This window comes from Phormidium pseudopriestleyi FRX01, assembly GCF_017313335.1.
In the GTDB taxonomy this organism is placed as follows: domain Bacteria; phylum Cyanobacteriota; class Cyanobacteriia; order Cyanobacteriales; family Laspinemataceae; genus Laspinema; species Laspinema pseudopriestleyi.
In genome coordinates this window covers 1-7,863 of sequence record NZ_JAFLQW010000658.1, presented here as the reverse complement: position 1 = coordinate 7,863, position 7,863 = coordinate 1, and the positions used below count along the sequence as shown (strand labels likewise).

The 7,863-nt window shown below is 50.5% G+C and carries 6 protein-coding genes; 3 read left to right on the top strand and 3 right to left on the bottom strand.

The window, feature by feature from the left end:
• Positions 1–1,145 (bottom strand): GNAT family N-acetyltransferase (locus J0895_RS24695; RefSeq protein WP_207090633.1); only part of this gene is annotated, 1,145 nt, incomplete at its 3' end.
• Between the two features lie 179 nt (positions 1,146–1,324).
• Between J0895_RS24695 and J0895_RS26620 the strand changes: the two genes are divergently transcribed.
• Complete coding sequence (locus J0895_RS26620) at positions 1,325–1,456, top strand: hypothetical protein (protein WP_277989901.1); 132 nt, start codon at positions 1,325–1,327, stop codon at positions 1,454–1,456.
• Between the two features lie 307 nt (positions 1,457–1,763).
• Here J0895_RS26620 and J0895_RS24690 read toward each other — a convergent pair whose 3' ends face one another.
• Positions 1,764–2,501, bottom strand: coding sequence for a RibD family protein (locus tag J0895_RS24690; RefSeq protein WP_340643583.1), 738 nt, complete (start codon positions 2,499–2,501; stop codon positions 1,764–1,766).
• 25 nt (positions 2,502–2,526) lie between these two features.
• Positions 2,527–2,961 (bottom strand): NUDIX hydrolase, encoded by a 435-nt coding sequence (locus J0895_RS24685; RefSeq protein ID WP_207090632.1) that lies wholly within the window; start codon positions 2,959–2,961, stop codon positions 2,527–2,529.
• A 902-nt stretch (positions 2,962–3,863) separates the two neighbouring features.
• Between J0895_RS24685 and J0895_RS24680 the strand changes: the two genes are divergently transcribed.
• The gene (locus J0895_RS24680; RefSeq protein ID WP_207090631.1) at positions 3,864–5,717 is read left to right on the top strand and encodes an N-acetylmuramoyl-L-alanine amidase; all 1,854 of its coding nucleotides are present in this window, start codon (positions 3,864–3,866) and stop codon (positions 5,715–5,717) included.
• Positions 5,718–5,948: 231 nt separating this feature from the next.
• A complete protein-coding gene (locus tag J0895_RS24675; protein WP_207090630.1) occupies positions 5,949–7,793 on the top strand; it encodes an N-acetylmuramoyl-L-alanine amidase in 1,845 nt (614 codons plus the stop codon).
• Positions 7,794–7,863: the final 70 nt, after the last annotated feature.

The following is a 7,863-nucleotide window of genomic DNA, read 5'->3' as shown; positions in this document are numbered from 1 at the left end:
GCATCAATTTGCTGGGCTTCCATCAGATTCATTTCCTTCAAATAAGGGCGAAGAATTTGACCCAAGCGCTGATTGTAAAACCGATGTAAACTGTGGTTGGGAGTTGCCGGAAAGCCTCGGCGTTTTTTGTGTTGTCCTCCGGCACCGGGGTCGAAGGATTGAATCCCATGTTCGATTCCCCATTCGATGGGTTTGTAATAGCAAGCCTCGAAATGGAGGGAGTCTATATCATAATTACAGCCCCAATATCGTCCATAGAGTTGTTCGCCTTTGGTGAGGCAAAAGGACATGGCGATGGGATGGCGAATATCATTGCCTTCGGGATAGGCAGCAATTAATAAGACCCGATCGCGAAAGTTGTGATACAGTTGCTCAAAAAACTCTTTGGTTAAATATTTACTCCCCCACCAGCCAAAGCGATCGCAATGGTCACTATAAAATTGATACATCCGCAGTAACAAGGTATGAGGGATATCATCCCCATGTAACGCCTTGACTTCAATCCCAGCTTTAGCGACAGAATTGCGTTCCCGTTTGATGTTGCGGCGCTGATTGGCATTGAAGACGGCTAAGTAATCATCAAAGGTATTAAATCCTGTATTCTGCCAAATATAACTATGATGGAGCCAGGGTGTATAACCGAATCGTTCCATCTGCGATCGCCATTCTGGATCGACATACAAGAAATTACAAGAAGAAATATTGTGGCGATCGCAAAATTCGTCGATCGCATGAATCATCATCCCCGTAATCTCTTCCTCATCTTCTCCCGGTGCAATCAAAAACCGATATCCCGTTACCGGCGTCACTGGACTCATCCCCAACAATTTGGGATAATATTCCACACCTAGGCGATAGGCTAAATCCGCCCATTGGTGATCAAAAACAAATTCGCCCCGAGAATGTCCTTTCAGATACATCGGCGCGACACCGATAAGTTCTCCTTGTCGCCACACAGTTAAATGATTCGGCAACCATCCAGTTTTCGCCGTTGCACTGCCGGAGGCTTCCATATTGTGCAACCAATTCCATTCAAAAAAAGGGGTTTGCAGGGGGATGGCAAGAGCATCCCACGCCGTCTGGGGGACTTCGGCGATGTTGTCAATCCAGGCAACAGAAATTTGAGGCTTAAGCTGTTCCACCATTACCAACCGTTGAGGGTAGAGCGTTCACTTTCCCTAGGGTAATCGATTCTAGGTGCTCTGTGGGAGGGACTCTGGATGGGTGAGTGGGAATTGGGGGGCTTACAAGAATAGGTTTTTTACGCATAAGAACACGAACGGTTCCCTCCCCTTGGCAAGGGGAGGGTTAGGGTGGGGTTTTCATGACGTGGCGATCGCCACGTCACGCACTCAAAGGATGCGATCGCGCCTGTATGAAGCCGGGTGCCAACCTCTTTCTTCGTGACGTGGCAAAGCCTCGTCAGGAGGACACTCCACCCACTAATTCTTCGTGACGTGGCAAAGCCTCGTCAGGAGGACCCCACCCTAACCCTCCCCTTGGCAAGGGGAGGGAACCGTTCGTGTTCTTAATTGTGAGGCAAATCCCCCTGAACGTAAAAAACCTACTCTTGTAAGGAATTTGGGGGGAATGACTGTAGGGCGTATGCATTACCTCTAAATGTAGGGGCGAGAAAGCGAATCGCCTCTACATTTAGGGTGGATTCTCAGAATATGCGTAAGTCTTGGATTGAAGTTGTGACAGCGAACGTGGAGAACGCCTGAAGGCGTTACTACGAACGTGGAGAACGCCTGAAGGCGTTACTACGAACGGGGGGAGGTGGATTCTTGCTGTCTGCGGAGGCGGTAGTGTAGGAATACCTCTGCGTCGATGGTTTTGACCTCTAAGAGTTCGAGGCGGGGTGCGGTTTGAGTGGAAAATCCGCTGCCGTCTACGGGAGTGGGTGCGGCGCTGCCACCGAGGAGGAGGGGGCAAATGGTTAGCCAGAGTTCATCGATGAGGTCCTCGGCGAGTAAGGAGGCGACTAGGTTTCCTCCTCCGAGGATGGCTAATTTTTTGATGCCTAAATTTGCGATTTGCTGTAAGGCATCGTGCCAGTCTACGCTACCGGAGGGGGTTTGGGTGGCTAGAATTTTATCGAAACCGGGATGGTTTTGCCAGGGTTCGGCACCTGTTGGGGTGGTGAGTAACCAGCGCGAGATTGGTTGTTGGAAGAAAGGGATATTGCGATCAAGGTTGCCACTGGCAGAGGCGACGATTTGGACAGGTTGCGGGGGTTTTCCTTCTCTTTCTCGCTGTGCCATTAAGTCGGGATTGAGGATTCGCATAGCGGTGCCTTTGACGCGGAAGGTTCCGGCGCCGGTGATGACGGCATCGGCAGCGGCGACTTGTTGTTCTAAATGGGTTTTGTCTTGGGGGGAACCGAAGAGGATGGGCGATCGCACGGAGTCAGAAATTTTGCCATCGGCACTCATGGCTAGAATTACGGTGGTTAGAGGGCGATCGCTCATCTTTCTCGGAATCAACAATAAGGGGGTCAATCTAGTTTAACTGCCCCAGATACGCTTAAAATAATCCCTCCGCCATAAACTTTAAAAAGATTTGTTGATGAGGTTCTCCCAGAGGACGGACTTCACCGGCTTTTTCTGAATAGCGACTACCGCGACGAATATCCTCCGGGGTCCAAAATCCCATATCCCATCCTTCATGAAGAACCAACTCCCCAATCTCCACAGTTAGCGGCACATTAAAGACATGACGCACGACTTCTGGCGTTTCAAAACAACCGAACTCAGACACTTGTTTGGCTTCATAAGTAATTTCTTCCTGTAATTCTCGCTGCAAGGTTTCGAGAGGGAGTTCTCCGGGTTCCAGGTGTCCCCCAAATAAACCCCAATATCCCGGATAAACGATACCAGGGATATTATCTCGCAGTTGCAAGAGAAACTGACCCTCCTGATGCAGGATTGCGAGGGCTACATGAACAGGTTGATGACTCATGGGTGCTTTCTCCGGTTAAAATTTCAGAGGTTATTCTTCCTTAATATAAAAAACAAATTATTCTATTGTGTCCTTTTGTGGAAGAATTTTCGGTATTTTATACCAAAGTCTTGTAGGATTTTAAATTTTTTAACTTTCTAATGCAGGATACGATCGCACGCAAGCTGCTTGAGTATCATTGAACACTTAGGTAATCCGCGATTTCAACAGCGATCGGGCTATTTTTATTGCATCTATTTTCTAATCCTGATCAGGGATTTCAACAATCGTACAGTCCTACACTATTCTGTTTGGCCGGTATTGTCGGCATCCAATCAGCCTAAGTTTCTGTGTAATTACACTTAAAAATACTGGGCTAATTTTAAATTTCGCGTGTTTTCCTCTAAATATAGCAGCTCCTTTATCAGTTGTGGAATGCCCTCACCCCCAACATAAGGCGGCCCAAAGGGGGGAGAGGGGAGATGAAGATGTCATAAATCATTGAGGATTGCTATAGTTCCAGTCCATGATTGGAACTATTATTCGGGGTTTTAGACTTATTTTTCAACCCCACAATCGACAAAATAGAAGGATTGTGCTTTTTTTCGTTTTTTGGGTTGTGTAATGGAGTGACTGACTTTACTCTGTCGGTAATTCGTCTCTCTAAAGCAAAGAAACAAAAAACTAGCCCTAATTCCCGATAATATTTCTCCCATCTGATGTTTATAAGTTCAATCAGGATAGACAAATGAATCCAATTTTTTCTAAGGCATCAGTTTGGGAAACATCGGGAATATCAACTGCATTCTATACCCACTGCCTACCGGGTTAAAGAGTCAAAAAATTACAAAATTGATTCTTTCCCGGGGGGTGACTGGGGGCATCAGAAACCTGCGTACAGTCGTTTGCTAGAGATTACTAAGGTGACCCAACAATTAGATTTGAATCCGAGTCCAAAACGTCCGAGCAAAACCGGAAAATTGCGGTTTCTGCTCGTGGTTTTAGCGATCGCCGCCTCGATTTTAGCCGCATCTCCTGCCGTCGCTGCACGATTAGACTCCTGGCGGTTTGAGCGCGATCGCAACCAACTCAACTTTAGAACCACCGGAAACGTCCAACCCAAGGCACAACTGCTGTCTAATCCCACCCGGTTAATTATCGACCTACCCGGGACCCGATTAGGCCGGACTACGGTGCGAGAACGGGTCGGGGGAACCATTCGGGAAATTCGGATCGGGCAGTTTGAACGCCAAACCAGTCGAATAGTCGTCGAACTCGCCGAAGGCTATACCCTTGACCCGGATCAAGTTCAATTTCGAGGGAGTTCCCCGCGTCAGTGGACGGTGCAACTCCCCACCCCACAGCGGGAAGTCGCCATTTCACCCACTCAACCCTCCGTCCCCGCGCCTCCAGCGGTCACCGTCAACAGCACCCTACTCCAAGGAATTGAGGTCCTGGATGAAGGGTTTATTTTGCGAACCTCGGGACCCACCCCTGAAATTGACCTGAGATGGAGTACCGATCGCACCTGGGTGACCCTGGACCTTCCCGGCGTGAAACTCTCCCCAGAAATCACCGAACGGATGATGCGAGTCGATCGCCTCGGCGTCAACCGCTTAGAAGCAATTCAAGTCTCCGATTCCCCCCTGTTATCCCGAGTTTTGTTGAATTTAAACGACACCCGTCGCAACTGGCAAGCGCAAGTCACCGACCTTGGGGAGGTCGTAATTTGGCCCGAAGGTGGAACACCCCCGAGTGCCTCCAGTCTCCCCTCCTTAGCGACCATTGAGTCTGTGGAACTGGCGAATGATGGGACATCGGTTGTCGTGAATAGCGATCGCCCCGTGGGGTACAAAACCGAATGGGATATCGATACTCTCGCCTATAAAATCACCCTATTTTCATCCCAACTGGCCCAACCCCCTCATGAGTTGAAAACTCCCTCCCAATCCTCCCTGTTATGGGTGCGGACCGTTGAAGAGGACCCAGAAACCGTGGTTGTCCTCGTGCAACCTGCAGCAGGAATTCGGGTGGGGGAAATCAGTCAACCCCCTGGAAACAAACTTCTAGTCCAGTTGCAACCGGAGAGCATTCCCGAGGCTCCAGTCCAGACACCCCCAGCCGTTGCTGTCGGGGAAAGGAGTCTACAGATCGCCGTTCCACCCCCCGCTACCCAAACTGCGGCCCCTGCGCCCCAAACTCCCGCCCCTTCGACGCCCCGAGTGCCGACGAACCGCAGGGTAGTCGTGATTGATGCCGGACATGGAGGCCGAGACCCCGGTGCAGTCGGCATTGGCGGGTTGCGAGAGAAGGATGTGGTCCTGGATATTTCCCGACAAGTCGCGGAAATTTTGGAGCAAAATGGGATAACCGTTGTCATGACACGCCAAGACGACCGCACCATTGGTTTAGCCCCCAGAACCCAACTGGCAAATCGAGTCAATGCTAATTTATTTGTCAGCATTCATGCCAATGCAATTAGTATGTCTCGTCCCGATGTGAATGGGTTAGAGACTTTTTATTTCAATAGCGGGCAGCGGTTAGCTCAGATCATTCAACGGAGTATGTTGCGTTCTTTTCCTAATATGCGCGATCGCCGCGTCCGACGAGCCAGATTTTATGTATTGCGCCATACCAATATGCCAGCAGTTTTAGTGGAAACCGGCTTTGTCACAGGCCGCGATGATGCCCGAATGCTGGCCAATCCAACCGAGCGAACCCGCATGGCCGAGGCGATCGCCCAAGGAATCTTACAGTATATTCGCGAGGCTCGTTAAACTGCAAAAGGGGTAAATCTAGGGGCTGAAAAAATAAATCAGGGCTTTCATATTTTGTAACAGCCTATGCTATACTTCGGACATTCTTAACTTTGGTTAAGATTGCGACAAATGTCATGACAATTAAAGTCAGCTCCCCGCAGCAAACCGGCTCAAGAAACATTTCTGGGTGCAATGCTTTCACGGATAGCGAGGGAGCCTCAAATCAGGCGTAGAGTTGGCAAGCAAACTATGAAAGTGACCCAAACCATCGATTTCCCCTATCGTCAAAATAGCCCATTGAGAAAAGCTAAACTCCAAAACTGGATACTCCAGAGTCTGATCAGTGTATTTCTATTAGCTGCTCCCCCTGTGGAAGCGGCTCAACTAGAAACCTGGCAGTTTGAGTCCGATCGCAACCAACTCTCATTTACAACCCGAGGCGGGGTGCAACCCACCGCCAAACTGTTGTTAAATCCCACACGATTGGTGATAGATTTGCCTGGTACGACCCTAGGGCGTCAGAGTGTGACTCAGCCGGTAGGGGGAACGATTCGCGAAATTCGGGTGGGACAATTCAACAATCAAACCAGCCGCATTGTGGTGGAATTGGCGGACGGTTACACCCTCGACCCCCAACAAGTCGAAGTCAAAGGCAGTTCCCCGACCCAATGGACCGTCCAATTACCGGACCCCCAGGTCTCCGGATCCCCAGTCGCCCAGGGTTCATCCAGTCCTAGGTCCGATTCTCCCTCCCCTCTAGCTGCAACCGGGGGGAACACCGAATTGCAAGAGGTCGAGATTCAAGACGAAGGCTTTATTTTTCATACCAATGGGGCTAACCCAACCGTAGAACTTAACCAGGGTAGTAATGGCACCTGGGTGAACGTTGACCTCCCGGGAGTCACCCTCTCTCCCGACCTAGAACGACGGTTTATGAACGTCGATCGCCTTGGGGTCAATCAACTCCAATTGGTGCAAGCATCCAGTGCACCGCCGTTGACTCGGGCGATTTTGACCTTAACCGAAACGGATAAAAATTGGCAGGCACAGGTGAGCGATCGCGGACAGGTCCTCGTCTGGCCCGAAGGGGAAAATCCGCCCCAAGTCACGGCTCAAGCTACATCAGGATTAGCCACGATTCATGGCATCGAACTGGTTGGCAATCAAGTGGTGGTCAAGGCCGATCGCACCCTAAATTACAACACCGAATGGGACCAAAAAACCCTCGCCTATCGGTTGACTTTGTACTCCTCCCACCTCGGGAATAATGTCAACCGCTTACAACCGGAACGGGGTTCCTCGGTATTATGGGTCCGTCCGACACAGGAAGACCCGGAAACCGTCGTGGTCCTAGTCCAACCCGCTGCCGGAGTGCGAGTGTCTGGAGTTGAACAACAATCCGGCGATCGCCTTGCAGTCCAGTTAGAATCCACCGAGATTGTCACCACGGATCCCAACGCTCAGTTGATTCCCATCAGCACTCCCGACTCAACCCCATCCGTATCACCAGAGAATCAGCTACAGTCAGAAATTCCCCCCATCCCTGCCGGACGAATTGCCGTCGTCATCGATGCCGGACATGGGGGTAGTGACCCCGGTGCCGTCGGCATTGGCGGACTGCAAGAGAAAGATGTGGTCATGGATATCTCCCATCAAGTTTCCGAAATTCTGGAACGAGAGGGAATTACCGCAATTATGACGCGGCAGGACGATCGCACCATTGACCTAGCACCTCGGGTCCAGTTAGCCAATCGGGTGAATGCCAATTTATTTGTCAGCATTCACGCCAATGCCGTCAATGGCAGACGACCGGAAGTGAATGGATTAGAGACTTACTATTATGCCAGTGGGCGGAATCTAGCCCAGGCGATTCAAAATAGTATGCTTCAAGATTTCTCCTCCATGCCAAACCGGGGAGTTAAACAGGCGCGGTTCTATGTGTTGCGCCATACCAGTATGCCTGCGGTTTTGGTGGAAGTCGGGTTTGTTACAGGTCGCGATGATGTCCGGATGTTGTCCGATGCGGCACAACGAACCCGGATGGCGGAGGCGATCGCCCGGGGCATCTTAAACTACGTTCGCACCAATCGTTAACCGAGGAATTTAACCCGCACCCTAAAGGGCTTACAAGAGTAAGTTTTTTACCTCCGGTCCCCGGACCTTG

Bases quoted from the DNA above. Each gene is read 5' to 3' on its own strand.
- J0895_RS26620 (WP_277989901.1), top strand. From the start codon at position 1,325: ATGACGTGGCGATCGCCACGTCACGCACTCAAAGGATGCGATCGCGCC.
- J0895_RS24685 (WP_207090632.1), bottom strand. From the start codon at position 2,961: ATGAGTCATCAACCTGTTCATGTAGCCCTCGCAATCCTGCATCAGGAG.
- J0895_RS24675 (WP_207090630.1), top strand. From the start codon at position 5,949: ATGAAAGTGACCCAAACCATCGATTTCCCCTATCGTCAAAATAGCCCA.